The sequence below is a fragment of the Paracoccus sediminis genome, assembly GCF_900188295.1.
GTDB classification, from domain to species: Bacteria; Pseudomonadota; Alphaproteobacteria; order Rhodobacterales; family Rhodobacteraceae; genus Paracoccus; species Paracoccus sediminis.
The window spans coordinates 1-26,473 of record NZ_FZNM01000001.1 but is presented as its reverse complement, the minus strand read 5'-3'; the positions used below and the strand labels follow the sequence as shown (position 1 = coordinate 26,473).

The following is a 26,473-nucleotide window of genomic DNA, read 5'->3' as shown; positions in this document are numbered from 1 at the left end:
GCAGTGTGGTATTCGTTGAAGGCTCAGGCGGGCAGCTTGTAGACAGTCCCCCTGCCCTCGACCTTCTCCGCGGCGATGGGTAGGCGCAGCTTCTTCTTCAGCGCCCCAGAGATGGCGCCGCGGACGGTATGGGCCAACCATCCGGTCGCCGCGACCATCTCGGCGACCGTTGCGCCCTCGGGGCGCTGGAGCATGGCGATGATCTGCGCTTGCTTGGTGCCAGCGCGGATGGCGACAGGTTTCGTGGCGGCGGTGTCGTCGGGCGTCTGCACCGGTTCCGGTTTCGGCTTCGCCTTCCGCGCGCTGGCGACAGCACTGGCCGCCAACGGCTCGATCCCGATGGCCTCCAGCCCGGCCTCGGTGGCAATCAGCGTGGTGCCGTGGCCGTCGCCGGTCTCGCGCCACATCGGCTCGTTGCGGCGCAGGTTGGCCTCGACCTCCTCGAGCCAGCCGTGGGCGATCATCTTGCCGACCACCATCTTGGCGGCGGCGCCGACCAGCCCCTCGGGCAGCGGCAGGGCGAGGTTGCCGGGCCGGGTCGCGGCGCGGGACAGGATCAGGGATTGGGTGTCGGACGGGGTGGTCATCGGGGCCTCCGGGCGCTGCGGCGCGCGCTGTGCGCGCCTTCTACGGAGGCAAGCCCCGTCGTCGGACGGGGCGGCCGTCGCGCCGTGTGGGCGCGTCAGGCGGCGTGTTCGCCTTCCTTGAAGGCGCTGTCGGTGATCTGGCGCAGCAGGCCCGCATAGTGCTTCAGCGTGCCGACATGCCCCCAGTTGATCTCGTCGGGGTGGGTCTCGAAGTGGTCGTCGCTCAGGGCCTTCAGGCGCTCCAGCATCGTGTCGATCTCGGCCTTGGCGGCGATGAAGGCGTCGAGGGCTTTGGAATTGTCGGCTGCGCGGCGGGTGGTCATGGCGGGGCATCCTTCGGTGAGTTGCATCGTTCTGGTGCGAACACCATCGCTCTGCAGGGCGGATGATCGTAGGCAAATCGGAGCAATATCAGTGCGTTCTGATCGCTCCGGTCAGATCAGCCGCATCTCGGCCAGCGTGCGGCTGGCGGCACCAAGCTGGGCGGTCGGCAGTTCGATCTTCAGGTGCGACAGGACGTCGGACGCCTCGGCCGGGATCCCGCTCTCGCGCAGTGCCTGCTCGATGACCTCGGCAATGGCATCCGGGCGGCTCAGGTCGAAGCCCTCGGGAAGGGTGGAATAGTCGATGCGGATGGTGGTCGTGGTCATGGTGAAGCCCTCCTGGGATCGGCGCGATGCGGCCTGTTGATGGACGACAGAATCGCTCCGGAGGGGGAAACAATCAACGGGATTGATTGTATTTTCCTGTTTATTTTCAATATCTTGACAGGCACAACGGCACCATGAAAGGCATGAGCGAACGCGAGTATGCGGCCCATTCCGGGCTGTCGCGCGGCGGGGTGCAGAAGGCGCGCAAGAACGGGCGGCTGGTGGTCCATGACGACGGGTCGATCAACGCCGCGGCCTCGGATGTGCGGCGGGCCGAGATGACGGCTCCCGACCAGCAGCGTAGGTCGCTTGGTGGTGACGGGCTGGCCAGCGGTGCGGGCGAGACCTCGTCCTACATCAAGGCCCGCACGCTGCTGACGGTCTATGCCGCGCAGGACAAGCAGATCGCGGTCCAGAAGAAGAAGGGCACGCTGGTCGACCGTGCGCGGGCGGAAACGCTGGTGTTTCGCCTGGCGCGGCAGGAACGGGATGTCTGGGTGACCTGGCCCGGACGGGTGGCCGCGCTGATGGCGGCGCAGATCATGGCGGAGGTGGAACGGCAATCCGGGGCATCGGTGACGATCGAGACCGCGATCATGCAGAGGGTGCTGGAAGCCCATGTCCGCGAACAGCTCGACGCCCTCGCCGACCTCCGGGTCTCGCTTGCATGATGAGGACGATGACAACGATCTGACGGCCGACCTCGATCTAGGCTTCGACGGCGCCGAGGACCTGCTGCGGGTCTGGCGACAGGGCCTCCGCCCGGATCCGAACCTGACGGTGTCGGAATGGGCGGATCAGCATCGCTGGCTGTCGTCGCGTGGCGCGGCCGAGCCGGGGCGCTATCGCACCGCCCGGGCCCCTTACCTGCGCGAGATCATGGATGCGCTGTCGCCGGGCCATCCCGCCCAGCGCATCACCTTCATGAAGGCGGCGCAGGTCGGGGCCACGGAAGCGGGCAACAACTGGATCGGCTTCGTCATCCATCACGCGCCGGGGCCGATGCTGGCGGTGCTGCCGAGCCTGGAACTGGCCAAGCGCACCTCGCGGGGCCGCCTTGATCCACTGATCGCGGACAGCCCGGCCCTACGCGAACGGGTGAACCCGGCCCGGTCGCGCGATGCCGGGAATTCGATGCTGTCGAAGGAATTCCCCGGCGGCATCCTGGTCTTGACCGGAGCCAATTCGGCCACCGGCCTGCGGTCGATGCCTGCGCGCTATGTCTTCCTCGACGAGGTTGACGCCTATCCCGCCTCGGCCGACGAGGAAGGCGATCCGGTCACGCTGGCAGAGGCGCGGACGACGACCTTCTCGCACCGGCGCAAGGTGTTCATGGTCTCGACGCCCACGATCCGGGGGCTGTCCCGGATCGAGCGGGAGTTCGAGGCCAGCGACCAGCGGCGCTATTTTGTGCCCTGCCCGCATTGTGGCACGATGCAATGGCTGCAATTCGACCGGCTGCGCTGGGCGAAGGGGAAGCCGGAAACCGCCGCCTATCACTGCGAAGGCTGCGAACGCCCCATCGCCGAGCACCACAAGACCGAGATGCTGGCCAAGGGGGAATGGCGGGCAACAGCGGTTTCCAGGGATCCGAAGGCCATCGGCTTCCATCTCTCGGCGCTCTATTCGCCGCTCGGGTGGAAAAGCTGGTCCGACGTCGCGCGGGAGTGGCTGGCGGCCCAAGGTTCGGACGAGACGCTGCGCGCCGCGCGCAACACGCTGCTGGGCGAGACATGGGTCGAGTCGGGCGATGCGCCGGAGTGGCAACGGCTGGCGGATCGGCGTGAATCCTGGAAGCCGGGCACGGTGCCCATGGCGGGGTTGTTTCTGACGGCCGGGGCCGACGTCCAGAGGGACCGGATCGAGGTCGACATCTGGGCCTGGGGCCGGGGCATGGAAAGCTGGCTTGTCGATCACATCGTCATCCCGGGCGGCCCCGACGACCCCGCCGCCTGGGACAAGCTCACCGCCCTGCTCGGGCGCAGCTGGCAGCATGCCAACGGCGCCTTCATGACCGTGGCAAGACTTGGCATCGACACCGGCTACGAGGCCGCGGCGGTCTATGCATGGTCGCGCAAGGTCGGGTTCGAACAGGTAGCGCCCCTGAAGGGGCTTGAGGGCTTCAACCGGTCGGCACCGGTCTCGGGCCCGACCTTCGTTGACGCCACCATCGGCGGGAAACGGCTGCGCCGCGGCGCGCGGCTCTGGTCGGTCGCGACCGCGACTTTCAAGGCGGAGACCTACCGCTTCCTGCGGATCGAACGCCCCTCGGACGAGGCGCGCGGCTCGGGCGCCCTCGATGCCCCCGGCACGATCCACCTGCCCGGCTGGGCGGACACAGAATGGCTGAAACAGCTGGTGGCGGAACAGCTGGTCACCATCCGCAACAAGCGCGGCTATGCCCATCAGGAATGGCAGAAGATGCGCGAGCGGAACGAGGCGCTGGACTGCCGGGTCTATGCCCGTGCCGCGGCGTGGATCCTCGGCGCCGACCGATGGGACGAGGCAACCTGGCGGCGGCTGGAAGCGCAGGCGGGCGTGGAAACGCGCCTGCCCACGGCCACCGCAACCGACATCGCCACACAAGACCCGGCCCAACCGAAGGCCGGAACCCTGACCACGCCACGCCGGAAACGGCGGGCCTACACCCCGAACTTCATGAGGGACTGATGGACCTGGAACGCATGCAGGCCCTGCTGACCGCGCTGCAGGAAGCCCGCTTCGCCGGGCTGCGCAGCGTCAGCTATGACGGCAAGACCGTGACCTATGGCTCGGATGCCGAACTGGCGGCGGCCGTTCGCGACTTGGAGGGCCGGATCGCCACCGCCTCTGCGACGCCCCGCCGCCGTCGCTGGGGCACCGTCGCGACGAAGGGCCTTTGACCCATGGTCTTCGACGCCTTCCGTGCCCGCCTTGGGTCCATCATCGGCGGGTTCGACGCCGCACAGTCTCATCGTCGCATGCGCGGGTTCCGCGCCACCCGCGCCCATGTAAACACGCTGATCTCGGCCTCGGGCGAGACGATCACCGCCCGGGCGCGCTGGCTCGTGCGCAACAACGGCTACGCCGCAAATGCCGTCGATGCTTTCGCGAACCACGTCGTCGGTGACGGGATCAAGCCCTCGTCGAAGATCGCGGACGCCGCGAAGAAGGAGGAGCTACAGAAGCTCTGGCTTGCTTGGACCGACGAGGCCGATGCCGAGGGGCTGACCGACTTCTTCGGGCTGCAGCGCCGGGCGGCCCGCGAGGTGTTTCTCGCGGGCGAGGTCTTCCTGCGCATCCGCACGCGACGGCCGGAGGACGGGCTGACCGTGCCGATGCAGCTGCAGATGCTCTCCTCGGAAATGCTGCCGCAGGACATGACGCGCGTGTTGCCCGGCGCGGGATCGATCCGGCAGGGCATCGAATTCGACGGGATCGGGCGGCGCGTCGCCTACCATTTCCTGCGCCGCCATCCGGGCGACAGTACCGATCCGGGGCTGGCGGGCGAAACGGTTCGAGTTCCGGCCTCGGAGGTGATCCACATCCTCGATCCGGTCGAGGCGGGCCAGCTGCGGGGCGTGACACGCTTCGCCGCGGCCGTCGTGAAGCTCTTCACCCTCGATCTCTACGACGATGCGGAACTGGAACGGAAAAAGACCGCGGCGATGTTCGCGATGTTCATCACCTCCCCCGCCCCGGAAACCGCCCTCGATCCGGCCGAGGACGATCTAGAGGTCGAACCGGGCCAGGTGGTGCGCCTTGATCCGGGCGAAGACGTCACCACGCCTTCGACGCCGGATTCCGGGTCCACCTACGAACCCTTCCAGTACCGGACGCTCCTGCAGATCGGCGCTGCGCTGGGCGTGCCCTATGGGTATCTGACCGGCGACACCGCCAAGGGGAACTTCTCGAACACCCGGATCGCCTTGGTCGACTTCCGTCGCCGCATCTCCGCCTTCCAGCATTCGGTGATGGTTCACCAGCTCTGCCGGGCGGTCTGGACGCGCTGGATGGACACGGCGGTGCTGGCGGGCGCCATCGACTTTCCGGGCTATGCCACCGACCGGCGTGCCTACCTCGCCTGTGACTGGCTCCCCACGAAATGGGACTGGATCGACCCGGCGAAGGACGCCGCGGCGGAGATCCTGCAGATCGAGGCAGGCCTCAAATCCCGCACACAGGCCATCGCCGAGCGGGGATACGACGCAGAGCAGGTCGACCGGGAAATCGCGGCCGAACGCAAGCGCGAGGCGGAACTGGGTCTCGACTTCCGGCGGCCGGGGTCACCCGCACAGGCGGCAGGCGGCGGCGCTGCGCCGGGTGATGCGGAGGGCCAGCAACGAGATCAGCAGGAGGACGGCAATCAGGAAGAGGATGGGGAGGACCGGGAACCCCGGCGCGCGGAGGACGCATGATGCACCACACCCAGATCGCCCAGCGCGTCTTCAACACGCCCCTGATGGTGGATCCTGCCAAGGCACTGGCCTTCGTGACCGGCCTTGGTCCCCGGATCACGGGGCGGGAGATCAGCGTCGAGGGGCTGGAGATCATGGCCGAGGATCGCGAAGCAGCCACCCTGCCTGCCCGCGCATCGCTGCTCGGCGACGACCTGACCAACCGCCAGGCGCGGAACGGAAGACAGCCCTTCGCTGTGGTGGACGGGATCGCCGTCATCGAGATCGCAGGCACGCTGGTGCATCGTGGTGCCTGGATCGGGCAATCCTCGGGGCTGACATCCTACGAAGGGATCGCGGCCCAGCTGCAGGCGGCGCTTGCCGATCCGGCGATCCGCGGCATCGCCCTCGACATCGACAGCTTCGGTGGCGAAGTGGCGGGGGCCTTCGATCTGGCGGATCGCCTCCGCGCCGCGCGTCAGGTGAAACCCATCCATGCCTTCGTCGCGGATCACGCCCTTTCGGCCGCCTACGCCCTCGCATCCCAGGCCGAGCGGATCATCCTGCCGCGTACCGGGGCAGTTGGCAGCATCGGCGTCGTGGCCATGCACAGCGACATGAGCGGGGCGCTCGATCAGAAGGGCATCGCCGTCACGCTGATCCATGCTGGAGCCCGCAAGGTCGATGCGAACCCCTACCAGCCCCTGCGCGAGACCGTCCGCGCCCGGATCGCGGGCGAGCTGGAAGACCTGCGTCAGCTCTTCGCCGAAACCGTCGCCGAAGGTCGTGGTCGCCGCCTCGACACCCTACGCGCGCTAAGCACCGAAGCCGCCGTGTTCCGCGGTGAGGCGGCGGTCTTCGCCGGTCTTGCCGACGAGGTGGCCGATCCCGTCACCGCCTTCCGCGCTTTCGCCGCCGCACCCCGCGGCACATCCACCCCCAGAGGAAAGGGCCTGATGATGACCACTGCCCCCGAAGATCATGCGCAGCCTGCGACCGCGCCTGCTGCCAGCACCCCGCCGGAACCGGCCGCGCCCACGGCAATCGCACCGCCGCAGACGGCGGCGGCCGCGATGTCGCCCGAAGCCATCCGCGCAGAGGCGGCGGAGGTCGCGCAAGTCTGCGCGCAGGCCGCCCGGCTCGGCATCCAGATCGATGCCGCCGATGCCGTCGCGAAGGGCGTGAAGCCCGAGGCGCTGCGTGCGAAGGTCCTGGCCGATCTCGCCGCGCGCAGTGATGCCGCGGGCATCATCGCCACGGCCCCCGCACAAGGGGCCAAGGAAAGCCCCATCGTCGCGGCCGCGAAGAAGTCGGCCGCCGCCTCGCGCTGATCCCGGCGCATCCCATCCCCCAACATCGTGGAGACTGAACCATGCCCGTCCTGACGGAACCGCCCAGCATGGGCGATGTCCTCAAATATGAGGTCAACCCCAACTACACCCGCGAGGTGGTGACGCTGCTCGCGGGCATGCCCTACCCTGTCGGCGCCGTCCTCGGCCGGATCACCGCCAGCGGCAAATACAAGCTGGCGACCAGCGGCGGCACCGATGGCGCGCAGACCGCCTCGGCCGTCCTGCTCTATGCCGTCGATGCCACGCTGGCGGACGCGGTGGGCATCGTCATTGCCCGCGGCCCCGCCATCGTCTCGCGCGCGGGCCTCGCCTACGACGCCACCGTCGATGACGCGGCGAAGATCACCACCAAGATCGGCCAGCTGGCCGCCGCAGGCATCGTCGCCCGCGACGGCGTCTGATCCCCCTCATTCCCCCGGAGCATCCCCCATGACCCTCATCCGCAATCCCTTCGACGCTGGCGGCTATTCGCTGGCCGAGATGACGCAGGCCATCAACATCCTGCCCAACCTCTACACCCGCCTCGCCCAGATCGGCCTCTTCCGCTTCGAAGGGGTCAGCCAACGGTCCGTCATCATCGAGCAATACGAGGGCGTCCTCAGCCTTCTCCCCTCTGTCCCGCTCGGCGGCCCCGCCACCGTCGGCACGCGCGAAGGCCGGTCGATGCGCAGCTTCGCCCTGCCGTGGATCCCGCATGACGACGTCATCCTGCCTGCCGATATCCAGGGACAACCCGCGCTGGGCACGTTCGATGCGGCCGATCCGCTCGTCGAGGTGATGAACCGCAAGCTGCTCCTCATGCGCCGCAAGCACGCCCAGACCCGCGAATACATGGAGATGAACGCGCTCCGCGGCATCGTGAAGGACGGGGCGGGCACGACCATCTACAACTACTTCACCGAATTCGGCCTGGCGCAGATCTCGGTCGACTTCGTGCTCGGCACCGCAGGCACGAACGTGCAGGGCAAGGTGCGCGAGGTGCTGCGGGCCATTGAGGACAACCTCCTCGGCGAGGCGATGACCTCGGTCCATGCGCTGGTCAGCCGCGAGTTCTTCGACAAGCTGATCGCGCATCCGAAGACCGAGGAGGCCTACAAGTTCTACGCCTCGACCGGCGCCCAGCCGCTGCGCGAGGACGTCCGCCGCAACTTCCCCTTCGCCGGCATCCTCTTCGAGGAATATTCCGGCACCGTCACCCTCTCCACCAAGGCCACCGAACGGCTAGTTCCGGCGAACGAGGGCATCGCCTTCCCGCTCGGCACGATGGACACCTTCACCACCTATGGCGGCCCCGCGAACCTGCTGGAAACCGCCAACACCATCGGCCTGCCCCTCTACGCCCGCCAGCATCTCGACGAGAAGGGCCGCTGGATCGACGTGATGACCGAGGCCTCGATCCTGCCGGTCAACAAGCGACCCCGGCTGGCCGTCCGGATCCACAGCTCGAACTGACGGACCTACCCATGTCCGTCTTTGCCGCCGCCATGGACCGCATCTTCACCCATGCCTCCATGGCGGCACCGGCCCTCTGGATCTCGGCCACGACGTCCGAGGAACGCCCGATCCGCATCATCCGCCGCGCCCCGGATCGCGTGACCGACTTCGGCGCGGGGCGCTTCGTCAGCGACACGACCGTTGTGGACGTCCGCGTGGCAGACCTGCCCGCCCCGCGCCCGGGCGATGTGATCGTCATCGGCGCCGAAAGCCATGTCATCCAGGGAGAGCCGCTGCGGGATCGCGAGCGGCTGATCTGGACGCTCGATCTGAGGCCAGCATGAAGCTAAAGCTGGAAATCAGCCCCGACCTCGCAGCCCTGATGCAGGCGGAAATTGCCGCGGGAGAAAAGGCAGTTACCACCGCCATGCGCGAGGCGGGCGCAAGCCTCAAATCCGCCTGGCGCGGCCAGATCACCGGCGCGGGGCTGGGCACCCGGCTTGGCAACACGATCCGGCTGGCCACCTATCCCAAGGGCAGCGAGAGCCTGAACGCCGCGGCGCTGGTCTGGTCGAACGCCCCGGTCATCGTCGGCGCGCATGACACGGGGCCGCTGATCCGGTCGCGCAACGGGTTCTGGCTGTCGATCCCCACCGCCGCCGCAGGAAAATCCACGCGCGGCGGTCGGATCACACCCGGCGAATGGGAACGCCGAACCGGCCTCCGTTTGCGCTTGATCTACCGCCGCCGGGGCCCAAGCCTGCTGGTGGCCGAGGGGCGGTTGAACAGCAAGGGCCGGGCGGTGGCATCCCGCGCGAAGACGGGCCGAGGACTGACCACCGTGCCAATCTTTCTCCTCGTGCCGCAGGTCAAGCTTCGCAAGCGGCTCGATCTGGCGCGGGATGCAGATCAGGCCATCGACGGCGTGCCGGGAAGGATCGTGGCGGGGTGGGTCTGACTCTCGACGCGAGCTTCGAGATGGATTAGCCCTTACAAATCTGACCGATAGTGGGGTTCGCAATGAGCGTTTTCGAGAAGGTGACTATTCGCGATGCAAGCTATTTGGTTGATCAAGCGTCAGGCAAGAATGTGTTGCACGTAGAGAGTCCACATGCGCTCACTCAAGCCGTTGGATACGCAAAGTTCAAAGCGCAACCATTTGAGCGAGTGTTCTTGCGAGGCCAATCGAAGCTATATGATGGTCTGTCACCAACGCTTTACCGCGGAATTAAGAGTGACGCCGCCCAAACAAACAGACATGCAGCACTTAACTCCACGCTGGAATTGTTTCGAGCCAACTGCCGAATTTTCGAAGGATTTCCGGACTACGCCCATGAGCCGCTGCTTCAGCATTACGGAATTCACACAACGTGGATCGATGTGGTGGACAATGTTTGGGTCGCGCTCTGGTTCGCATCCCATCAAGCTTTCTCGGTCGGGAAACACAAAGAATTTCTCCATTTCGACCAACGAAAAGTCACGGAAGATTCTTATTGCTACATAATCCTGCTGTCCGCCAACGATGATAGACGCGGAAAACCTCGCCGCGGAATGCTGTTGAGCCGCAAAACCGAACTTATCGACCTGAGAGTTACGGTCCCGTCCATTTTCTTGCGGCCTCATTCTCAGCATGGAATGCTCTTTCGGGCAAAGGGCGAGCAGGGCGGCCGAATAATGGATTATTCAGAAGCGATTATCGGCGTGATCCGATTCAACCTCTCTGACGCGTTCAAGTGGCTTGGCTCAGGGAGCATGGTAGGCGTCCGCTCTCTCTTTCCTCCTCCTTACTTTGATACGGGTTACGGGATGCTGTTATCTGTTCCCCATTCAGATTTCACCGTCGGCGCCATCCATCACGTTGGCGCTTGATTTAGATAGCGTATGCCCACCACCCGCGAAACCGTCCTTACCGCGCTGCTCGCGCGGCTGCAGCCGCTTGCCGCCCTCACCCTGCGTGACGAGATCGTGCCCGAACGGATCCCGGCGGCCGGGCTGATCATCCTGCGCGACGGCCAGCCGGGTGAGCCGGAAGTGACTCTGTCGCCCCTGCGCTATCACTACCAGCACCGGGCCGAGTTGGAGATCGTCGTCCAGGCGGGCACCGACCGGGCAAGCGCCTTCGACGACCTGATCGCCGCCATCGGCGGGGCGCTGGAAGCCGACCGCACCCTTGGCGGCCTCTGTGACTGGGTGGAACCGAATGCCCCGGCCTCGGTCGATCTGCCCATCGAGGGCGCGGCGGCGCTGAAAGCGGCGGTGATCACCGTCGTCCTGCACTACACCACCACCGGCCCTCTGGCCTGACATCCCCCACATAGGAGACCCCCTTGGCACGCGCACACGGCGCGCGGGCGCAGATGGCGCTTGCGTTCGAAACCGTCTACGGCACCCCGCCCGCCAGCGGCTATCGGCTGATGCCCTTCGCCCGGACCACGCTGGGCGCGGAACAGCCCTTGCTGAACAGCGAACTGCTCGGCTATGGCCGCGATCCGCTGGCCCCGATCAAGGACGCGGTCACCGCCGATGGCGAGGTGGTGGTGCCGATCGATGTGGAGGCTTTCGGCTTCTGGCTGAAGGCGGCCTTCGGCGCCCCGACCACGACGGGGACGACTCCCAAGACCCACACCTTCCAGTCGGGCAACTGGACCCTGCCCTCGATGGCCATCGAAGTGGCGATGCCCGAGGTGCCGCGCTTCGCGATGTATGCGGGCTGCGTGATGGACCAGCTCAGCTGGCAGATGAACCGTTCGGGCCTGCTGACGGCGACCGCACGTCTGATCGCACAGGGCGAGACCATCGCGGCCACCACGGCCGCGGGGACGCCCACCGCGCTGGGCCTGCAGCGCTTCGGGCATTTCAACGGGGTGGTGAAGCGCAACGGCACGGCGCTGGGCAATGTCGTCTCGGCCGAGATCACCTATGCCAACGGCCTCGACCGGATCGAGACCATCCGCAACGACGGCAAGATCGAGGGCGCCGATCCCGGCATGGCGGCCCTGACCGGCCGGATCGAGGTGCGGTTCGCCGACTCTGCGCTGGTGACCCAGGCCATCGACGGCACGCCCTGCGAGCTCGAGTTCGCCTACAGCCTCGGGGCGAACGCCAGTTTCACCTTCACGGCCCATGCCGTCTACCTGCCGGTCCCGCGGATCGAGATCCCCGGGCCCCAGGGCATCCAGGCCACCTTTGACTGGCAGGCCGCGAAAGCCACCAGCCCCGCCCGCATGTGCACTGCAGTCCTCGTCAACACCGTCACGGGATACTGACCATGATCCGCCTGAACCTGTCGAACCGGCCCGAATGGCTGGACCTCCTGCCCGGCTTGCGCGTCCTCGTGGCCCCTTTGACCACTGCGCTGATGGTCTCCGCCCGCGCCGATCCCATGATGGACGGCCTGTCGGACAGCTCCAGCCAGGAGGACATGGCGCTCGCCATGGCCAAGGCGGTCGCGCGCCGCGCGGTCCTGGAATGGGAAGGCGTCGGCGACGATGACGGCAACCTCGTACCCGTCAGCCCAGCCGGGATCGACGCCCTGCTGGAAATCTGGCCGGTCTTCGAAGCCTTCCAGGCGCAATACGTCGCCCGCGGTCTGATGCTGGACACAGAAAAAAACGCCTCCGCGCCCTCGCCGACTGGTCCTTCGGCGGGGGCGACGGCTACTGCGCGGCCTGCGCAGGCCCCTGCCCCGACTGCCCCGCAAGACTGAACCGGCCGCAAACCGTCGAGGGCTGGCAGGTCTGGGACCTGACCCAGCGCCTCGGCGGCCAGCTGCGCATCGCGCCGGGTGCCGTCATCGGATGGGACATGGGGGCCGCCCTCGCACTGGCACAGGCGCTGGGCGTCAATGCCCTGATCGCCGCCGAACTGCTGCCCGAGATCGAGGCGGTGATGGTGCTCAAACTCAACGAGCAGATGGAAGGACGCCGGAATGGCTGAGAAGAAGGTCTCCGTCCGCCTCGTGGCGGAGGGCGGACGCCGCGTGCGCGCCGAACTGGAAGGGGTCGGTGAGGCCGGGGCCCGTGGCTTCGGTCGCCTGTCGCGCGAGATGGAACTGGCGAACACCAGGCTTGCCGCCTTTGCGCGCCGGGCGGGCCTTGCCCTTGGGGCCGCCGCTGCCGCCGCCACGGCCTCACTAGGGCTGATCGTCCGCTCCACCGCCGAGAGTGCCGCGCAGATCCGGCAGTTCGCGCAGGTTGCCAATGCCACGCCCGAGGCGCTGCAGCGCTGGTCGGCTGGCGCGAGGACGGTGGGCATCGAGCAGGAGAAGCTGGCCGACATCCTGAAGGACGTGAACGACCGGGTGGGCGACTTCCTCCAGACCGGCGGCGGGCCGATGGCGGATTTCTTCGAGAACGTGGCCCCGAGGGTCGGTGTCACCGCCGACCAGTTCGCGCGCCTCTCCGGCCCCGAGGCGCTGCAACTCTACGTCGACACGCTGGAACGCGCCGGTCTCAGCCAGCAGGAGATGACCTTCTATCTCGAGGCCATGGCCTCGGACGCGACCCGCCTCCTGCCGCTCCTGCGCAATGGTGGGGCAGAAATGGCGCGGCTTGGCGACCAGGCCTCCGATTTGGGTGCGGTTCTGGACGGTGACGCGCTCGAAGCCCTGCGCCGCACGCAACTGGCGCTGGGCACCGTATCCCTCGTGTTCGATGGTCTCCGGAACCGCATCGCCGTCGCCATGGCCCCGACGATCGAGGCGCTGGCCAATGCCTTCGTGGCCCTCGCCTCCGATGGTGGCGTCCTGCGCTCGGCCATCGACGGGTTGATCGGCAACCTTGGACGCCTGGCGTCCTATGCGGCGACCTTCGCGGCCGTCATGGCCGGGCGGTGGGTGGCGGGTCTCGCCGCCGCGGCCCTGTCGGTGCGCGGCCTGGCCACGGCGCTCGTGTTCCTGCGCGGCGCCCTTATCCGCACCGGCATCGGTGCGCTGATCGTTGGCGCGGGCGAGCTAGTCTACCAGTTCTCGCAGCTGGTGGCCCGGGTCGGCGGGGTGGGCGAGGCGTTTCGCCTCCTCGGCGATCTGGCCCGCGAAGTCTGGTCCCGCATTGGCCTGTCACTCGACGCGGCGCTGGCGCGCATGGCGGCCGGATGGGAGGGGCTGAAAGCGGCCGGCCTCTCGGCCCTCGAGGGCACCATCGCAGGCGTGGTCAGCTTCGGTGACCGGACGGCGGCGATCTTCCAGGGTGCCTACGACGCGGCGGTCGCGATCTGGGGCAGCCTGCCCGGCGCCATCGGCGACTTCGCCTTCCAGGCCGCGAACGGGCTGATCTCTGGTGTCGAGGCGATGCTGAACGGCGTCGTCACCCGGATCAACAGCTTCATCGCGACCCTGAACGCGGCGCTGGCCTTGCTGCCGGAATGGGCGACAGGCGAAGGTGGCGTGCGGATCGGCATCCTCGACCCGGTGGAACTCGGCCGCATCGGCAACCCCTTCGAGGGCGCCGCGACCGCTGCAGGTGCCGCCGCCGCCGATGCCTTCTCGGCAGCGCTGTCGCGGACCTACCTCGAGCCGCCCGATCTCGGGCTCGGTGCCATGGCCGACGACGCCCGCGCCCGGGCGGATGGCTATCGCGAAGCGGCAGGGATGCTGGCTGACGCCGCCGGTCGGCCGCTCGCCAGCTGGCAGGCGCTGAAGGATGCAGTGAACGGAACAGGGACCGAGGCCGAGACCGCGCTGGCGGATGCGGCTGCTTCAGCTGATGCCCTGAACAACGAACTGGGTGAGACCACCGAAGCTGCCGGAGGTGCCGGGGCCGCCGCGCGGGATGCTGGGGCTGCGGCGGCGGACGGGGCCGACCAGGCCGCCACCGGTTGGGCTGCGGTCACCGCTGCTTTGGCCGACTACGCCGCCAAGGCGCGCGACATCGGCGGGGATATCGGCAGCGCGCTGGTGGGCGCGTTCCAGAGCGCCGAGGACGCCATCGGCGACTTCGTGAAGACCGGCAAGCTCGACTTCCGCGATCTGGTCACCTCGATGATCGCCGATCTCGCCAAGCTCGCGGCTCGTCGTTTCATCCTCGGCCCCATCGCCAATGCCCTTTCCGGCGCGCTGGGCGGTGCGGGTGGCATCTTCGCCAACATCCTGCACACGGGCGGGATGGTCGGCGCGCCCGGTCCCGGCCGGATGGTCCCGGCGCTGGCCTTCGCCCATGCCCCTCGCATGCATAACGGCGGTTGGGCTGGGCTGCGGCCCGACGAGGTGCCCGCGATCCTGCAGCGCGGCGAGCGGGTTCTCTCCCGGCGCGAGGCGGCGGGGTACGGCCAGGCGGGCGCGTCGACCGTCAATGTCACGATCAACGCCCGCGACGCCGAGAGCTTCCGCCAATCGCGCACGCAGGTGGCCAGCGATATCGCCCGAGCCGTTTCGCTGGGCCGGAGGGGGATGTGATGGCGTTTCACGAGGTCAGGTTTCCGGACAACATCAGCCGGGGCGCGCGCGGCGGCCCCGAGCGGCGCACCCAGATCGTCGAACTGGCAAGCGGGGCCGAGGAACGCAATGCGAGCTGGGCCAACAGCCGCCGCCGCTACGACGTGGCCTATGGCATCCGCCGCGCCGACGATCTGGCGGCGGTCGTCGCCTTCTTCGAGGCCCGCAACGGCCGCCTGCACGGCTTCCGTTTCAAGGACTGGGCCGATTTCAAGTCCAGCCTGCCATCACAGACGCCGGGGCCAAGCGATCAACCCATCGGCACCGGCAACGGGACGACGACCCTGTTCCAGCTCACCAAGCGCTACACGTCGGGCGCGCAGTCCTGGACGCGGGCCATCACCAAGCCCGTCACCGGAACGGTGACCATCGCCCTGAACGGCACGCCCCAAGCCTCCGGCTGGTCGGTTTCCACCTCAACCGGCCTCATTACCTTCACCACCGCCCCGGCCTTGGGCGTGGCCATCACCGCAGGCTTCGAATTCGACGTCCCCGTCCGCTTCGACACAGACGCCCTCGACGTCACCCTCGATCTCGAACGGCTCGGCTCGATCACCTCGATCCCTCTCGTGGAAATCCGCACATGAAGTCCCTGAACCCTGCGCTGCAGGCCCATCTCGACGACGGCACGACAACGCTTGCCTGGTGCTGGCGGATCAGCCGCGCCGATGGCGTGACCTTCGGCTTCACGGACCACGACCGGACCTTGTCGTTCGACGGCACCGAGTTCGAACCGGAAAGCGGGCTGACCGCTTCCGAGGTTCGATCCGGCTCTGACCTCTCGGTCGACGCGCAGGACGCGCAAGGCGTGCTGTCGTCGAGCCGCATCACCGAGACCGACATCCTCGACGGCCGATGGGACAATGCAGCGGTCGAGGTCTGGCGCGTGAACTGGTCGGCACCGGCGCAGCGCGTACTCCTTCGGCGCGGGGCCATCGGCCAGATCCGGCGCGGGCGGCTCGCCTTTGTGGCCGAGGTGCGCAGCCTCGCCCATGTCCTCGGACAGACGGTCGGGCGGACGTTTCAGGCAAGCTGCGATGCGGCGCTGGGCGATGTGCGCTGCGGCGTGAACCTCGAGGCCGCGGCCTTCAAGGGGTCCGGCGCGGTGATCGATGTGCTGCGCGACCGGGCCTTCACGGCCTCCGGCCTCAGCACATTCGCGGCGGGCTGGTTTGCCTTCGGCCTCGTCGCATGGTCGACAGGTGCGAATGCCGGGCGGCGGGTCGAGGTGCTGTCGCACGACCTCGTCGACGGGGTGGCGATCCTGACCCTGCTCGAAGCGCCGGTGCGCCCGATCATGGCGACGGACGCCTTCGTGGTCCAGGCGGGTTGCGACAAGCGGATCGCGACCTGCAGCGCGAAGTTCGCCAATGTCGCCAACTTCCGGGGTTTCCCGCACATCCCAGGGCAAGACACAGTCCTTCGCTACGCCACCAAGGATGGCGGCCATGAGGGGGCGGTGCTGTGACCCTATCACACCGGACCGCTGATCCCGCTCTTGTCATCGCCGTCGCGCGGTCGTGGCTCGGCACGCCGTACCACGACCAGGCCAGTTTGCGCGGGGTCGGCTGCGACTGCCTCGGCCTTGCGCGCGGCGTCTGGCGCGAGGTGGTAGGGCCGGAGCCATTTCCGATCCTGCCCTACAGCCGGGATTGGGGCGAGACCGGGCCGCGCGAGGTGCTGGCCGATGGGGCGCGGGCGATGATGCCCGAGATCGCACCCGCAGATGCGCCGCCCGGTGCGCTGATCCTCTTCCGGATGGTGCCCCGCGCCATCGCCAAGCATGTGGGGATCCTCACCGGTCCCGGCACCTTCCTTCACGCCTACGAACGCCTCGGCGTGATCGAGGAACCGCTATCCCCCTCCTGGCGACGCCGCATCGCCTTCGCCTTCCTGTTTCCTGCACGCTGAGATTTTCCCATGGCGACGCTTGTCCTAGGTGCTGTCGGTTCCGCCATCGGCGGAGCCTTCGGCGGCGCGATCATCGGCTTCTCTGGCGCAGCCATCGGTGGCTTCATCGGCTCCACCATCGGGTCGGTGGTGGACAGCTGGATCGTGTCCTCGCTGGCCCCCGCGCAGAAGATCGAGGGCCAGCGCCTCGACAGCTTGCGCATCACCTCGGCTGCGGAAGGCGCGATCATCCCGCGGCTCTATGGCCGCATGCGCATTGGTGGCAACATCATCTGGGCGACCGATTTCCGCGAGGAGACCAAGACCACGACGCAAGGCGGCGGCAAGGGTGGCGGCGGCGGGAGGGTCCAGACCACCGAATACCTCTACTACGCCAGCTTCGCCGTAGCGCTCTGCGAAGGGCCGATCACCGGCATCGGCCGCATCTGGGCCGACGGAAAGCCGCTCGACATGACGGGGATCACCTGGCGCTGGTATCCAGGGAACGAGAACCAGGCGGTCGATCCTTTCATTGCCGCCAAGATGGGCGCCGCCAACAACCCCGCCTATCGCGGCACCGCCTATGTCGTCTTCGAGGAACTGGCGCTTGCCACCTACGGCAACCGCCTGCCGCAGCTTTCATTCGAGGTGTTCCGGCCGCTCGCGGATCCCGACACCGCCGAAGGGCTGGTCAAGGCGGTGACCATGATCCCGGCCTCGGGCGAGTTCACCTATGCGACCGAGGCTGTCCGCAAGACAGTCGGGGCCACGACCACAGTGTTCGGCCAGACGACCGGCGGCACCACCTCGACCGAGAACCTGAACGCCTTGCCGGATGAAGCCGATATCGTCGTGGCCCTCGATCGGCTGCGGGCCATGGCCCCGGCCGTCGAAAGCGTCAGCCTCGTCGTCGCCTGGTTCGGCAACGATCTGCGCGCGGGCAACTGCACCATCAAGCCCGGCGTGGAGGTGGCGACCAAGGTCACCAGCCCCAAGGTCTGGGCGGTCAACGGGGTCTCCCGCGCTGCAGCCCATCTCGTCAGTCGCGACGTCGAGGATAGGCCAGTCTATGGCGGCACGCCTGCCGACTTTGCCGTGGTGCAGGCGATCCGCGAGATGAAGGCTCGCGGGCTGCGGGTGACGTTCTATCCGTTCCTTCTGATGGACGTCCCGCCCGGCAATACCCTGCCGAACCCCTACAGCGCGAATGCCGCGACGCCGGGCCAGCCGAGTTTCCCCTGGCGCGGCCGGATCACCTGTTCCCCGGCGGCAGGCTATGTCGGGACCACCGACAAGACCGCCGCCGCCGCAACGCAGGTCTCGGCCTTCTTCGGCGTGGCGACCCCGGCGCAGTTCTCGGTGTCGGGCGACACCGTCAGCTGGACCGGCCCCTCCGGCGACTGGGGCCTGCGGCGGATGATCCTGCACTACGCCCATCTCTGCGCGGTCGCGGGCGGGGTCGATGCCTTCCTGATCGGGACCGAGATGCGCGGGCTGACCACGATCCGCTCCAGCGCCAGTGCCTATCCCGCCGTCACCGCCTTCAAGGCGCTGGCAGCGGATGTGAAGGCGATCCTCGGGCCGGGGACCAAGGTGGGTTACGCCTCCGATTGGTCGGAATACTTCGGCCATCAGCCGGGGGACGGCACGGGGGATGTGTTCTTCCATCTCGACGCGCTGTGGTCGGACGCCAACATCGATTTCATCGGCATCGACAACTACATGCCGCTGTCGGACTGGCGCGACGGCTTCGACCATGCCGATGCGCTGCAGGGTTGGCCCGCGATCCATGATCGCGGCTATCTGCAGGCCAACATCGCAGGCGGCGAAGGCTTCGACTGGTTCTATGCTTCGGCGGCCGACCGGTCGGCGCAATTGCGGACACCCATCACCGACGGAGCCGCAGGCAAGCCGTGGGTCTTCCGCTACAAGGACTTGCGCGCCTGGTGGTCGAACGCGCATTTCAACCGGCCGGGCGGGGTGGAAAGCGGCACGCCGACCGCATGGGTGCCGCAATCGAAGCCCGTCTGGTTCACGGAACTCGGCTGCCCGGCCATCGACAGGGGCACCAACCAGCCGAACGTGTTCTTCGACCCCAAGTCCTCCGAGAGCTTCACCCCATACTTCTCCCGTGGCTGGCGAGATGACACGATCCAGCGTGCCTATCTCGAGGCCAGTTACCTCTGGTGGGGCCAAGGGGCGAACAACCCGACCTCATCCATCTACGGCGGCCGGATGGTCCATGTTCCGGAATGCGCCGCCTGGACCTGGGACGCGCGGCCCTATCCCTTCTTCCCCGAACTGACCGGCATCTGGACAGACGGGCCGAACTGGCGGCTCGGGCATTGGCTGACCGGACGGCTGGGCGCGGTGTCGCTCGCCGCGCTGGTGCGCCACCTTTGCCTGCGTGCGGGGTTGGCGGAAGACCTCATCGACGTCTCTGGCCTCTGGGGCGCGGTCGAGGGCTATGTGATCGGCGCGCTGGAAAGCCCCCGCGCGTCGATTTCCACGCTGGCCCGGCATTTCGGGTTCGACGCCATCGAGACCGAGGGCATGATCCGCTTCGTCATGCGCGGTCGGGCATCCAGCCTCACCCTCGCGGTGGATGATCTGGTCGCCAGCAGGGAAGGCGAGGCGCTGGAACTGGTCCGCGCGCAGGAGACCGAACTGCCCCAGTCCCTGAAGTGGCAGGTCGCCCGGGCGGATGAGGACTATGACGCGGCGCTGATGGAAGCGCGCCGCATCACGGTCGACACCACGCGCATCGCTTCCGAGTCCTTCCCCATGGCGATCCCGCCCGAGGAGGCCGAACGCCGCTGCCGCCGAGCACTGATGGAGGCGTGGATCGGCCGGGAAAGCGCCACCTTCCGTCTGCCGCCCTCGCGGTTGGCGCTGGACCCTGCCGATGTCATCCGGCTCGCGCATGACGGCCGGGAGGTCGAGTTCCGGCTGGTGTCAGTCGCCGATGCCGAAGCGCGCGGGATCGAGGCGGTGCGTCAGGACCGTGCGGCCTACGATCTGCCGCCCGGTGATCCACGGCCCGCGTCGCTCGCCAGCCCCGTCGTCTTCGGCACGCCCGAGGTGGTGATGCTGGATTTGCCGCAGATTTCCGAGGACCAGCCCGCCCATCGCCCCCTGATCGCCGCCCATGCCAGCCCCTGGCCCGGCGAGATCGCCGTCTTCCGCAGCGCCTCGACGGATGGGTTCAATCTGCTCACCACCTTCGGCAGTCGGGCGCGGATCGGCACGCTGGCCTTCGACCTCTTTCCGGGGCCGACCTCGCGCTTCGATCTGGGCAACGCTCTGGTGGTCGATCTGCTGTCCGGGACGCTGGAAAGCGTGACCGATGTCGCGCTGTTTGGCGGGGCGAATGCGCTGGCGGTCGAGAGCGCCGCTGGCCAATGGGAGATCGTGCAGGCGGGTCAGGCTGAGCTGATCGCACCCGGCCGGTACCGCCTGACCCGCCTCCTACGCGGCCAGCGCGGGACGGAACATGCGATGGGTAACACGGCGCCCGCGGGGGCGCGGGTCGTGGTCCTCGACACAGCGCTGTCTTCGCTGCCCATCGCCGAGGCTGATCTCGGACTGCCGTGGAATTGGCGCGTGGGTCCGGCTGCACGGGCAGTGAGCGACGCTAGTTACGCCGCGCTGGACTTCACACCGACCGGCCGGGGCCTTGTTCCCTTCGCCCCGGTCCATGTCGATCAGCCGTGGCGAACGGCCCGCAACCCGGGCGATCTGACCATCCGTTGGACGCGCCGATCCCGCGCGCTGGTGGCCGATGCCTGGGAACAGGTCGAGGTGCCGCTCGCTGAAGACGTTGAGTCCTACGACCTCCAGATCCTCGACGGCGCTGCGATCAAGCGGACGCTGACCAGCAGCACGCCCTCCGTCCTCTACACCACCGCTCAGCAGACCGCCGATTGGGGCGCACCGCTCGAGCCCGGCCAGACACTGGCGCTCCGCATCTACCAGCTCTCGAACCGCCTCGGCCGCGGCACCCCCGCCGCGGTCACATTGCAATTCTGATCCCAATCCACGGGAATCCCCATGTCTGACACTACGACCCATCTGGGCTTGCCTTACCTCCTGGCCGCCCAGGCGCAGAAGCATGTCACCCACAACGAGGCCCTGCGCCTGCTCGATGCTATGGTGCAGCTCTCGGTCCTCAACCGCACGCGCACCGCGCCCCCGGCCAGCCCCACCGACGGCAACCGCCATCTTGTGGCCTCCGGCGCGAGCGGACTCTGGGCCGGGTGGGATCTGAACATCGCCTTCTGGATCGACGGCGCTTGGATCCGGCTTGTGCCGCGCACCGGCTGGCTGGTCTGGGTCGCGGCCGAGGGCCTGTTCCTCGTCTGGACCGGCAGCGCCTGGGAGGTGGTGGGCGAGCTGCGCGACGTGTCGGACGCGGTCTTCAGCCTGGTGAACGATGCGGACGCAACGAAGAAGGCCACCTTCTCGCTGGCGGGCATCAGCGCAGGCACCACGTGCAGCTTCACGCTGCCCAACACCTCATCGGAGCTGGCGATCCTCGCAGGCACGCAGACCTTCTCCGGCAACAAGACGTTTTCGGGGACTCTGACCGCCTCGGGCACGGTCACCGTCTCGGCAGCGTCCGCCAGCATCGGCACGGCCACGACGACCGCGACCTACGGAATGGGCACCGGGGCGACGACCACCGGCGTCACCAAGACCGTGAACCTCGGCACCGGCGGCGCCTCCGGATCGACCACGGTCGTGAACATCGGCTCTGCTACGGCTGGCGCAGGCGGCACCACGGTGGTGAACACGCCCACCGTCACATTCGCCAATGCCGTCACGCAGGTCGGCATGCCGCAGGCAAACCTGACCGCGCAACTGCTCGGCCTCGGCGGGGCCACGGCCGACAGCTACAACCGGATGTCGGTCAACACGCCCGCTGTGCTCCTGAACAACGCAGGCTCCGGGATCGAGGCGACGGTCAACAAGGCTGCGGCCGGAAATGACGCGGCCTTCGCCTTCAAGACCGGCTTCTCGGCCCGCGCCCTCATCGGGTTGCTCGGGAATGACGATTTCAGCTTCAAGGTCAGCCCGGATGGCTCGGCCTTTTTCGAGGCGATCAGGATCGACCGCACCAGCGGTCAGGTAGAACTGCCGCAGCCCACGGTCTTGCCAGGTCTGGCCGCAGCGCCATCGCCGCCGCCCGCAGGCAAGGCCGCCCTCTATGCGCGCAACCGCGCCGGGGCGCCGTGGATCGACGTGATGCGCCCCTCTGGCCGGGACTTTCCGCTCCAGCCGCATTTCGGGGTGAACCGGATCGCGACCTGGTCGCCGTCGGTCAGCACCACGATCACGACCGAAGGCTTGCCGATCACCTCGGTCGGCACCGTCTCGCACCCGACGCTGGCCGCCACGAACCTTGCCGCCTCGATGCGGCGCTGGCGCCTGACTTCGGCGGCCGTCGTGGACTCGGTCGCCGACCAGCGATCCGCAGGCTGGGCCTGCTGGCGCGGGAACGCGGCGGGCCTCGGCGGCTGGACCTTCGTCACGCGGATTTCGCTGACGACCCTGCAGGCAACTGGCATGGGATTCTTCGGCCTCTATGGATCGACGGCCGCGCTGGCCACCACCCTGACGCTGGCCGCCGCCATCAACTGTATCGGCATCGGCTTCCAGCGCGGCACCCACACCCGTTGGCAACTGGTCGCGAACGACGGCACCGGGGCGCCGACACTCACCGACATGGGCGCGTCCTTCGCCATTGCCACGGGCGGGGTGCTGACCCTGTTCATCGCGGCACCGCCGAACGGCAGTTCCGTCTGGGTGCGCGTCGTCGACGAGGTCTCGGGTGCGAACTTCGAGCAGGAGATCACCGCAGACCTGCCCGCCGCGACGCAGTTCCTGTCGCCGCGGCTGTTCCTGAACACCGGCGCGACAGCCGCCGCCGTCGCCTACGACTGCGCCGGTGTCTACCTCGAAACTGATTTCTGACCAACCGCAGCCTGCGGCAATGAAAGGACCATCATGAACGACCAGACAACACTCGCCGACGCGGTCGCGCGGGCCTTTCGGGACCACGGGATCACCGCCGCGCTGACCGCCCTGATCGGTGGCACCATGGCCCTGATCGCGGCGATCACGCGCAAGGCCTTCACCAACGAAGCCCTGCTGGACCGGCTTGATCGCGAACTCATCACCGAACGCGACCGCACCGACAAGCAGCGCAGCGAAGATCGCAAGGTCGATGGCGACCGCCTCGACCGGATCGAAACCGACATCCGCTCGATGCGCGACATGCTGTTCGACGCCTTCCAGCGCGGCCGATCCGACTAAACGCGTGGTGACCACACCACCACGACCACATCCCCCGCCCCAGAGGCGGGTTTTTCATTTGGAGAACTGACCATGCCCACCCTGACCTACTCCCACTGGCGCGACGTGCCCGCGAGCGCCTGGCGCTGGCCGAACTTCTCGGCCGCCGAAATCGCCTGTCGCGGCACCGGCGCGATCAAGATCAACACCGAGGCGATGGACAAGCTGCAGGCCCTGCGCGACCGCCTCGGCAAGCCGCTGATCATCCGCTCAGCCTATCGCAGTCCGGAACACAACCGAGCCGTCGGCGGGGCCCCTGCCTCGAAACACATTCAGGGCACCGCCTTCGACATCGCCATGGCGAACCACGATCCCGCAGCCTTCGAGGCTGCGGCGCGGGCGGTGGGCTTCCTGGGGTTCGGATACTATCCGCGCTCCGGCTTCATGCACATCGACCTCGGGCCTGCCCGGTCCTGGGGCGATCCCTTCCCGGCGCGACCCGTGCCCTTCGCCCCGGAACTGCCGCCCGCGCGCGAAGTCCTGTCGGAAAGCCGCACGCTGCGCGGGGGCGGTGCAGCTGGGGCTGCCACCGTCGGCGCCGCCGGTGTTGAAGTGCTGCAGGACGTTCTTGCCGAAACGCAGACCACGATCCAGCCGCTGGTCCCCTACCTCGACACTCTGCGTTGGGTGCTGATCGCCATCGCGCTGATCGGCATCGCCGTCACCATCCACGCCCGGCTTGACGACTGGAAACGGGGCCAGCGGTGATCGGCTGGCTTCTGACCCATGGCCGGGCGCGGAAAGCGCTGGGCCTGATCCTCGTCGCCGCAGCGATCCTGCTGTTCCTCCTGAATCTGCGCCGCGCCGGTGAACGCGCCGGGCGCGCGGCCGAACGGCTTGATGCCCGAGAGAGAAACGATGCCATCCACCGCCAGATGCTCGACGCCGCTGCCCGCCGCCCTCCTGATCGTGATGCTCTGGCTGACCGGCTGCGCGATGGCAGGTTCTGAAGCCCACGCGCCCTGCCCACCCGTGGTCGACTACACGGCCGCCGATCAGGCCCGCGCCGCCGACGAGGTGGAAACACTGTCGGAAGGGGCCGTCGTCGTCCGGATGCTCAGCGACTACGCCGTGATGCGCGATCAGGCGCGGGCATGCAGGTAATGATTAACCCACGCACCGAAATGGGTTCGAGATTCTGGCGCTTCCCCTCTTGCGACGACGATGGGCTCCGGGTCATCCTAGGCGATAGGTTTAACCGTTCGCTGGGCGTTTGATGCAGATTTCCTCGATCCTCGATTACATCGACAATGGCCACATGGCGCTGCCGGAATTCCAGCGTGGGTATGTCTGGGGACGAGAACAGGTTCGAGGACTTTTCCAGTCGCTGTATCGCGGGCATCCTGTCGGGAGCCTTCTGGTATGGGCGACGGACGCGTCCACGGCCACGCATCGCGGCGACGGCAAGCTTGCACCAGGGGTCGTCAAGCTCCTGTTGGACGGCCAACAGCGGATCACCTCGCTCTATGGTGTGATCCGGGGAAAACCCCCTCGCTTTTTCGATGGAAACGCAAAGGCGTTCACGGATCTGAGGTTCAACCTCGCCAGCGAAGACTTCGAGTTTTACCAACCGATCAAGATGCGGGACGATCCGCTCTGGATCGACGTTACCGAGGTCATGCAGAAGGGGAATGCTGGCATCGGTGCGTTCCTGACCACGCTCAGCCAGAACCCGGAGAATCTTCCGAAGATCGGCGAATATGTCGGCCGCTTGAACCAGCTTCTCGGGATCCGCGACAAGGCGTTCCACATCGAGGAGGTTACGGGTGCCGACAAGACCCTCGATGTGGTGGTCGACATCTTCAATAGAGTGAACAGCGGCGGAACCAAACTGTCGAAGGGCGAACTGGCGCTCGCCAAGATTTGCGCAGATTGGCCCGAAGCGCGCGATACGATGAAAACCAGCATCGCGCGCTGGCGCTCCGAGGGCTACGACTTCACCCTCGATTGGCTGTTGCGGTCGGTGAACACGGTCCTGACGGGCGAGGCAAAGTTCCTCTATCTCCACTCGCAGGGCGCTGACGAGATCGCCAGCGCCCTGAAGCGTGCAGTCAAGCACATCGACACTGCGCTGAACATGATTGGCGGGCGGCTGGGTCTAGACCACGACCGCGTGCTATTCTCCAAGTTCGCCGTCCCGGTCATGGTTCGTTATCTGGACAGCAAGGGCGGCCATCTCGATGCGAAGACCCGCGACAAACTGCTCTTCTGGTTCGTCCAATCCGGGATGTGGGGGCGCTTTTCGGGATCGGTCGAGAGCTTCATCGACAAGGACCTCGGGATCCTCGAGCAGAGCGGCGGGGATCTGGACAAGCTGATCGGCGAACTGCGGTTGGCACAGGGCGGACTGCGGGTCGAACCTGGTCACTTCCACTCGTGGAGTGTTGGAGCGCGGTTCTATCCGGTGCTGTACATGCTCACCCGCATGACGGAGGCACGGGACTGGGGCACTGGCCTGCCGTTGAAGAACAACCTTCTTGGCAAGATGAGCCGTCTCGAGGTCCACCACATCTTCCCACGCGCGCGGCTGTACGAGGCGAACTACGCCCGGGCGGAAGTGAACGCCCTGGCGAACTTCTGCTTCCTGACGAAGGACACGAACCTCGCGATCTCGGACCGTCGACCGGAGGATTACTTCCCCGAGATCGAGGCCGCACACCCCGGCGCGCTGCGTTCGCAGTGGATCCCCGATGACCCTGCGCTTTGGCGGATCGAGAACTACCGCGACTTCATGGAAGCTCGCAAAGCATTGCTCGCCGAAGCCACGAACACGTGCCTCGCATCCCTGCTGCACGACGACACGTCATGGCTTGCTGGTTCTCGGGCAGCCAGGATCACGGATCGGGTGCTTCTGGGCGGCATCGCGAGCGAAGATGAAGCCAAGGAACTGGAAGCCCTGAATGCTTGGGTGGCGGCTCAGGGGCTTGCGCACGGCCAGATGGCATATGACTTCGTCGAACCGGACACCGGAGAACAGCGTGCCATCTTCGATCTGGTCTGGCCGAGTGGAGTTCAGGAAGAACTGACTGAGCCGGTGGCGGTCCTGCTGGGCGAAAGCGGGGAGCTCATTTCGATGGCCAGCGCCGCGGGGTTTCGGTGCTTCACATCGACCGCGGCCTTCAAGTCCTACGTCGAGGGGCTCAATGCACCGAACACCGGCCTTGCGGCGGAATAGCGACATGGGACAGAACGCTGCGTGCACCGTTTTTCAGGGGGACTGGTCGAATGTTGACCAGGTGTTGACAAGAATTCGCAATGCAAAAACCCGACGGTTTGCGTCGGGTTATAACTATTTGATCTTACAGGATATTTTGGTTGCGGGGACAGGATTTGAACCTGTGACCTTCAGGTTATGAGCCTGACGAGCTACCGGGCTGCTCTACCCCGCGCCATGGTTGTC

Annotated in this window: 28 protein-coding genes and 1 tRNA gene; 25 read left to right on the top strand and 4 right to left on the bottom strand. The window is 67.3% G+C overall.

Annotated elements, in window-relative coordinates; all coding sequences use genetic code 11:
* Positions 1 to 23: 23 nt before the first annotated feature.
* The 3 genes from CHB77_RS00140 to CHB77_RS00130 form a co-directional block, all read right to left on the bottom strand.
* A complete protein-coding gene (locus CHB77_RS00140; RefSeq protein WP_089386158.1) occupies positions 24 to 587 on the bottom strand; it encodes a DUF3489 domain-containing protein in 564 nt (187 codons plus the stop codon).
* A gap of 95 nt (positions 588 to 682) precedes the next feature.
* The gene (locus CHB77_RS00135; protein WP_089386157.1) at positions 683 to 910 is read right to left on the bottom strand and encodes a hypothetical protein; all 228 of its coding nucleotides are present in this window, start codon (positions 908 to 910) and stop codon (positions 683 to 685) included.
* A 111-nt stretch (positions 911 to 1,021) separates the two neighbouring features.
* The gene (locus tag CHB77_RS00130) at positions 1,022 to 1,237 is read right to left on the bottom strand and encodes a hypothetical protein (RefSeq protein ID WP_036708719.1); all 216 of its coding nucleotides are present in this window, start codon (positions 1,235 to 1,237) and stop codon (positions 1,022 to 1,024) included.
* A 134-nt stretch (positions 1,238 to 1,371) separates the two neighbouring features.
* Here CHB77_RS00130 and CHB77_RS00125 point away from each other — a divergent pair, with 134 nt between their 5' ends.
* From CHB77_RS00125 to CHB77_RS00010, 25 genes are all read left to right on the top strand, one after another.
* On the top strand, positions 1,372 to 1,908 hold the full coding sequence (locus CHB77_RS00125) for a hypothetical protein (protein WP_089386680.1): 537 nt from the start codon (positions 1,372 to 1,374) through the stop codon (positions 1,906 to 1,908).
* On the top strand, positions 1,856 to 3,907 hold the full coding sequence (locus CHB77_RS00120; protein WP_089386156.1) for a phage terminase large subunit family protein: 2,052 nt from the start codon (positions 1,856 to 1,858) through the stop codon (positions 3,905 to 3,907). The genes CHB77_RS00125 and CHB77_RS00120 overlap by 53 nt, the downstream gene beginning before the upstream one ends.
* The gene (locus CHB77_RS00115; RefSeq protein WP_089386155.1) at positions 3,907 to 4,119 is read left to right on the top strand and encodes a phage head-tail joining protein; all 213 of its coding nucleotides are present in this window, start codon (positions 3,907 to 3,909) and stop codon (positions 4,117 to 4,119) included. Before CHB77_RS00120 ends, CHB77_RS00115 begins: the two co-directional genes overlap by 1 nt.
* Before the next feature lie 3 nt (positions 4,120 to 4,122).
* Positions 4,123 to 5,634, top strand: a complete 1,512-nt coding sequence (locus CHB77_RS00110; RefSeq protein WP_089386154.1) for a phage portal protein — start codon at positions 4,123 to 4,125, stop codon at positions 5,632 to 5,634.
* Entirely contained in the window at positions 5,634 to 6,944 is a 1,311-nt protein-coding gene (locus tag CHB77_RS00105) for a S49 family peptidase (RefSeq protein WP_089386153.1), read from the top strand. Before CHB77_RS00110 ends, CHB77_RS00105 begins: the two co-directional genes overlap by 1 nt.
* A gap of 41 nt (positions 6,945 to 6,985) precedes the next feature.
* Positions 6,986 to 7,366: a head decoration protein gene (locus CHB77_RS00100; RefSeq protein WP_089386152.1), complete on the top strand. Its 381-nt coding sequence runs from the start codon at positions 6,986 to 6,988 to the stop codon at positions 7,364 to 7,366.
* A gap of 28 nt (positions 7,367 to 7,394) precedes the next feature.
* A complete protein-coding gene (locus tag CHB77_RS00095) occupies positions 7,395 to 8,417 on the top strand; it encodes a major capsid protein (RefSeq protein WP_089386151.1) in 1,023 nt (340 codons plus the stop codon).
* Positions 8,418 to 8,428: 11 nt separating this feature from the next.
* Positions 8,429 to 8,743, top strand: coding sequence for a head-tail joining protein (locus CHB77_RS00090; protein WP_089386150.1), 315 nt, complete (start codon positions 8,429 to 8,431; stop codon positions 8,741 to 8,743).
* Positions 8,740 to 9,357: a DUF6441 family protein gene (locus CHB77_RS00085; protein ID WP_089386149.1), complete on the top strand. Its 618-nt coding sequence runs from the start codon at positions 8,740 to 8,742 to the stop codon at positions 9,355 to 9,357. Before CHB77_RS00090 ends, CHB77_RS00085 begins: the two co-directional genes overlap by 4 nt.
* A gap of 62 nt (positions 9,358 to 9,419) precedes the next feature.
* Positions 9,420 to 10,268, top strand: a complete 849-nt coding sequence (locus CHB77_RS00080) for an FRG domain-containing protein (RefSeq protein WP_131023301.1) — start codon at positions 9,420 to 9,422, stop codon at positions 10,266 to 10,268.
* A 12-nt stretch (positions 10,269 to 10,280) separates the two neighbouring features.
* The gene (locus CHB77_RS00075; RefSeq protein ID WP_089386147.1) at positions 10,281 to 10,703 is read left to right on the top strand and encodes an acyl-CoA transferase; all 423 of its coding nucleotides are present in this window, start codon (positions 10,281 to 10,283) and stop codon (positions 10,701 to 10,703) included.
* Positions 10,704 to 10,726: 23 nt separating this feature from the next.
* Positions 10,727 to 11,665: a phage tail tube protein gene (locus CHB77_RS00070; protein ID WP_089386146.1), complete on the top strand. Its 939-nt coding sequence runs from the start codon at positions 10,727 to 10,729 to the stop codon at positions 11,663 to 11,665.
* Between the two features lie 2 nt (positions 11,666 to 11,667).
* Complete coding sequence (locus tag CHB77_RS00065; RefSeq protein ID WP_089386145.1) at positions 11,668 to 12,105, top strand: hypothetical protein; 438 nt, start codon at positions 11,668 to 11,670, stop codon at positions 12,103 to 12,105.
* Positions 12,102 to 12,335, top strand: a complete 234-nt coding sequence (locus tag CHB77_RS18845) for a DUF7697 family protein (protein WP_425320180.1) — start codon at positions 12,102 to 12,104, stop codon at positions 12,333 to 12,335. The genes CHB77_RS00065 and CHB77_RS18845 overlap by 4 nt, the downstream gene beginning before the upstream one ends.
* Positions 12,328 to 14,790 (top strand): phage tail tape measure C-terminal domain-containing protein, encoded by a 2,463-nt coding sequence (locus CHB77_RS00060; RefSeq protein ID WP_089386144.1) that lies wholly within the window; start codon positions 12,328 to 12,330, stop codon positions 14,788 to 14,790. The genes CHB77_RS18845 and CHB77_RS00060 overlap by 8 nt, the downstream gene beginning before the upstream one ends.
* Positions 14,790 to 15,416, top strand: coding sequence for a DUF2460 domain-containing protein (locus CHB77_RS00055; RefSeq protein ID WP_089386143.1), 627 nt, complete (start codon positions 14,790 to 14,792; stop codon positions 15,414 to 15,416). The genes CHB77_RS00060 and CHB77_RS00055 overlap by 1 nt, the downstream gene beginning before the upstream one ends.
* Positions 15,413 to 16,297: a DUF2163 domain-containing protein gene (locus CHB77_RS00050; RefSeq protein WP_089386142.1), complete on the top strand. Its 885-nt coding sequence runs from the start codon at positions 15,413 to 15,415 to the stop codon at positions 16,295 to 16,297. The genes CHB77_RS00055 and CHB77_RS00050 overlap by 4 nt, the downstream gene beginning before the upstream one ends.
* A complete protein-coding gene (locus CHB77_RS00045; protein WP_089386141.1) occupies positions 16,294 to 16,740 on the top strand; it encodes an NlpC/P60 family protein in 447 nt (148 codons plus the stop codon). The genes CHB77_RS00050 and CHB77_RS00045 overlap by 4 nt, the downstream gene beginning before the upstream one ends.
* A 9-nt stretch (positions 16,741 to 16,749) precedes the next feature.
* A complete protein-coding gene (locus CHB77_RS00040; protein WP_089386140.1) occupies positions 16,750 to 20,748 on the top strand; it encodes a baseplate multidomain protein megatron in 3,999 nt (1,332 codons plus the stop codon).
* 21 nt (positions 20,749 to 20,769) lie between these two features.
* Complete coding sequence (locus CHB77_RS00035; RefSeq protein WP_089386139.1) at positions 20,770 to 22,692, top strand: DUF2793 domain-containing protein; 1,923 nt, start codon at positions 20,770 to 20,772, stop codon at positions 22,690 to 22,692.
* A 33-nt stretch (positions 22,693 to 22,725) separates the two neighbouring features.
* Positions 22,726 to 23,034 (top strand): hypothetical protein, encoded by a 309-nt coding sequence (locus tag CHB77_RS00030; protein ID WP_017998490.1) that lies wholly within the window; start codon positions 22,726 to 22,728, stop codon positions 23,032 to 23,034.
* Positions 23,035 to 23,106: 72 nt separating this feature from the next.
* Complete coding sequence (locus tag CHB77_RS00025; protein WP_089386138.1) at positions 23,107 to 23,781, top strand: YcbK family protein; 675 nt, start codon at positions 23,107 to 23,109, stop codon at positions 23,779 to 23,781.
* The gene (locus CHB77_RS00020; RefSeq protein ID WP_423212865.1) at positions 23,778 to 24,023 is read left to right on the top strand and encodes a hypothetical protein; all 246 of its coding nucleotides are present in this window, start codon (positions 23,778 to 23,780) and stop codon (positions 24,021 to 24,023) included. Before CHB77_RS00025 ends, CHB77_RS00020 begins: the two co-directional genes overlap by 4 nt.
* 22 nt (positions 24,024 to 24,045) lie before the next feature.
* Positions 24,046 to 24,177 (top strand): hypothetical protein, encoded by a 132-nt coding sequence (locus CHB77_RS18750; protein WP_278185004.1) that lies wholly within the window; start codon positions 24,046 to 24,048, stop codon positions 24,175 to 24,177.
* 112 nt (positions 24,178 to 24,289) lie between these two features.
* Positions 24,290 to 26,248, top strand: coding sequence for a GmrSD restriction endonuclease domain-containing protein (locus tag CHB77_RS00010; protein WP_089386136.1), 1,959 nt, complete (start codon positions 24,290 to 24,292; stop codon positions 26,246 to 26,248).
* 137 nt (positions 26,249 to 26,385) lie between these two features.
* Here CHB77_RS00010 and CHB77_RS00005 read toward each other — a convergent pair.
* Positions 26,386 to 26,462 (bottom strand) — tRNA-Met (locus CHB77_RS00005).
* Positions 26,463 to 26,473: the final 11 nt, after the last annotated feature.

Bases quoted from the DNA above. Each gene is read 5' to 3' on its own strand.
- CHB77_RS00140 (WP_089386158.1), bottom strand. From the start codon at position 587: ATGACCACCCCGTCCGACACCCAATCCCTGATCCTGTCCCGCGCCGCG.
- CHB77_RS00135 (WP_089386157.1), bottom strand. From the start codon at position 910: ATGACCACCCGCCGCGCAGCCGACAATTCCAAAGCCCTCGACGCCTTC.
- CHB77_RS00130 (WP_036708719.1), bottom strand. From the start codon at position 1,237: ATGACCACGACCACCATCCGCATCGACTATTCCACCCTTCCCGAGGGC.
- CHB77_RS00125 (WP_089386680.1), top strand. From the start codon at position 1,372: ATGAAAGGCATGAGCGAACGCGAGTATGCGGCCCATTCCGGGCTGTCG.
- CHB77_RS00120 (WP_089386156.1), top strand. From the start codon at position 1,856: ATGTCCGCGAACAGCTCGACGCCCTCGCCGACCTCCGGGTCTCGCTTG.
- CHB77_RS00115 (WP_089386155.1), top strand. From the start codon at position 3,907: ATGGACCTGGAACGCATGCAGGCCCTGCTGACCGCGCTGCAGGAAGCC.
- CHB77_RS00110 (WP_089386154.1), top strand. From the start codon at position 4,123: ATGGTCTTCGACGCCTTCCGTGCCCGCCTTGGGTCCATCATCGGCGGG.
- CHB77_RS00105 (WP_089386153.1), top strand. From the start codon at position 5,634: ATGCACCACACCCAGATCGCCCAGCGCGTCTTCAACACGCCCCTGATG.
- CHB77_RS00100 (WP_089386152.1), top strand. From the start codon at position 6,986: ATGCCCGTCCTGACGGAACCGCCCAGCATGGGCGATGTCCTCAAATAT.
- CHB77_RS00095 (WP_089386151.1), top strand. From the start codon at position 7,395: ATGACCCTCATCCGCAATCCCTTCGACGCTGGCGGCTATTCGCTGGCC.
- CHB77_RS00090 (WP_089386150.1), top strand. From the start codon at position 8,429: ATGTCCGTCTTTGCCGCCGCCATGGACCGCATCTTCACCCATGCCTCC.
- CHB77_RS00085 (WP_089386149.1), top strand. From the start codon at position 8,740: ATGAAGCTAAAGCTGGAAATCAGCCCCGACCTCGCAGCCCTGATGCAG.
- CHB77_RS00080 (WP_131023301.1), top strand. From the start codon at position 9,420: ATGAGCGTTTTCGAGAAGGTGACTATTCGCGATGCAAGCTATTTGGTT.
- CHB77_RS00075 (WP_089386147.1), top strand. From the start codon at position 10,281: ATGCCCACCACCCGCGAAACCGTCCTTACCGCGCTGCTCGCGCGGCTG.
- CHB77_RS00065 (WP_089386145.1), top strand. From the start codon at position 11,668: ATGATCCGCCTGAACCTGTCGAACCGGCCCGAATGGCTGGACCTCCTG.
- CHB77_RS00060 (WP_089386144.1), top strand. From the start codon at position 12,328: ATGGCTGAGAAGAAGGTCTCCGTCCGCCTCGTGGCGGAGGGCGGACGC.
- CHB77_RS00055 (WP_089386143.1), top strand. From the start codon at position 14,790: ATGGCGTTTCACGAGGTCAGGTTTCCGGACAACATCAGCCGGGGCGCG.
- CHB77_RS00050 (WP_089386142.1), top strand. From the start codon at position 15,413: ATGAAGTCCCTGAACCCTGCGCTGCAGGCCCATCTCGACGACGGCACG.
- CHB77_RS00040 (WP_089386140.1), top strand. From the start codon at position 16,750: ATGGCGACGCTTGTCCTAGGTGCTGTCGGTTCCGCCATCGGCGGAGCC.
- CHB77_RS00035 (WP_089386139.1), top strand. From the start codon at position 20,770: ATGTCTGACACTACGACCCATCTGGGCTTGCCTTACCTCCTGGCCGCC.
- CHB77_RS00030 (WP_017998490.1), top strand. From the start codon at position 22,726: ATGAACGACCAGACAACACTCGCCGACGCGGTCGCGCGGGCCTTTCGG.
- CHB77_RS00025 (WP_089386138.1), top strand. From the start codon at position 23,107: ATGCCCACCCTGACCTACTCCCACTGGCGCGACGTGCCCGCGAGCGCC.
- CHB77_RS00010 (WP_089386136.1), top strand. From the start codon at position 24,290: ATGCAGATTTCCTCGATCCTCGATTACATCGACAATGGCCACATGGCG.